At 23.2% G+C, this 2077-nt stretch carries 1 protein-coding gene; it reads left to right on the top strand.

The annotated features are described in order from the left end of the window. Positions 1-162: 162 nt before the first annotated feature. A partial coding sequence (locus JG676_RS07640) for a DUF4422 domain-containing protein (protein WP_200217852.1) occupies positions 163-2077 on the top strand: 1915 nt, incomplete at its 3' end.

Here is a 2077-nt window from a genome sequence, read left to right as displayed (position 1 = left end):
TCCAAATTTAAAACCTTTACCATTAAACCATTATAGTGATTATCAAGAAGCTTTAAAAATACAAAATTATCTTTCTTATAAACTTGGAAACTTGCTTATAAAACATCCTTTTACTTTTGTATTTAAAGTGAATAAGGTTTACAAAGAGTGGAGGAAAGAAAAATGAAAGAAAGCAGGGGGGGGGATATGACAAAAACTCCAAAAATAAAAATTTTAGTAGGTTATCATAAACCAGCAGTTTTATTAAAAGATGATATTTTAACCCCTATTCATTTAGGAAGATCCTTAGCTACAGAAGCTTCTAAAGACGGAGAAATGTCTAAAGAAGATTTTGAATGGATGTGTGAAAATATGATAGGAGATGATACAGGAGATAATATTTCTCATCTTAATAGATATTTTTGCGAACTAACTGGAATTTATTGGGCTTGGAAAAATTATGATAAACTTGGTAATCCTGATTATATAGGTTTTATGCATTATAGAAGACATTTGATATTTGATGAAGATAAGTTTCCACAAAGAATTTGGGCTGGATATTCTCCTACATATAAAAATATAAATAATAAATATAAAGAAATAATCAATATCAATTTATTGAAAAATTGGTATCAATATGATATAATTGCACCAGAACTATTTTATCCTTCAATTAGAAAAGATGTAAAAGTTAATACAATTTTAGATAATTTTAAAACATATTGCAATGATAATTCTTCTTTGGATATTTTTAATAATTTATTAAAAAATAATATTGATCTCCAAGAGTATTCTAAATATTATAATTTTTTTAATAGCAATAATTATTTTTTGGCAAATGTTTTTATTATGAAAAAAGAAATTTTTATTAATTATTGTAATTTTATATTCAATATAGTGTTTAAAATATTTGAACGCATTAGCAATAAATTAATACAAACAAGTAATTTGAATCAAAAAAGGCAAATAGCATATGTTGCTGAATTTATAACAACAATTTTTTTAAAAAGACAAATAGAACTTAATAAAAATATTAAATATTTACCACTTAGTTTTATTGATGATACAAATAACTACACAATAAATCAACAATTAAAGATTTTAAATATAAAATATATTGCATCTGACTACCAAGTAATTTCCTTTGATCTTTTTGATACACTTTTGATAAGACCATATTCTTCGCCACAAGATGTATTTTTACATCTAGAAGAGAAATATAATTTAAAAGGTTTTGCAAAAGATAGAATTGAAGCTGAAAACAAAGCATGTATTTTATTAAATAAAAAATTGGTTAATTACGATGAAATATACGAATGTATGCCTCAGATGTATCAGTTTTTAAAAGAAAAAGAGCAAGAGTTAGAGTTTAATACTCTATATGTTAATACCGAAATGAAAATAATTTATGATTATTTTATAAATCAAGGTAAAAAAGTAATTTTAACATCTGATATGTATTATTCAGAGGATTTTTTTAAGCAATTATTAGATAAAAATGATATCAAAGGATATTATAAAATTTATATTTCCGGGGTAGTTAATAAATCAAAACATCATGGCGATTTATATCAACATATCATTGATGATTTAAAAATAAATGCAAACAATATTATACATATTGGAGATAATTATTATGCCGATTATCAACAAGCTATTAATAATGGATTGAAAGCATTATATTATGAAGCGCCTATTATGCAATTTTTTAATGCATTTCCTAGATTGAAAAAATTTTATGATGAAAATGATGATTTAACTTCGCATATAATTATAGGACTTTTATTAAAAAAATGGGTGCAAAGTAATAAAAATATAGAAAATTATTGGAAATATTTTGGATATTTTTATGGTGGACCTATTTGTTATGGTTTAAGCAAATTTATTTACGATGAAGCTATAAAGGAAGATTTAAAAGAATTTATTTTTATAGCAAGAGATGGATATACTATAAAAAAGATATTTAATTTATTGCAAAAACAATACAATACAAATATAAAAACAGCTTATGTGTATGCTTCTAGAACATTACATTTGCAGATAAATTTAGATTATTTTAGTGAGTATGCTTATCAAACTAGAGCAACTTCTTTAATTA

The sequence above is a fragment of the Campylobacter sp. 2018MI34 genome (genome assembly GCF_016598975.1).
Lineage (GTDB): Bacteria > Campylobacterota > Campylobacteria > Campylobacterales > Campylobacteraceae > Campylobacter_D.
The sequence above is the reverse complement of the archived record's forward strand: the minus strand, read 5'-3'. Positions and strand labels throughout refer to the sequence as shown.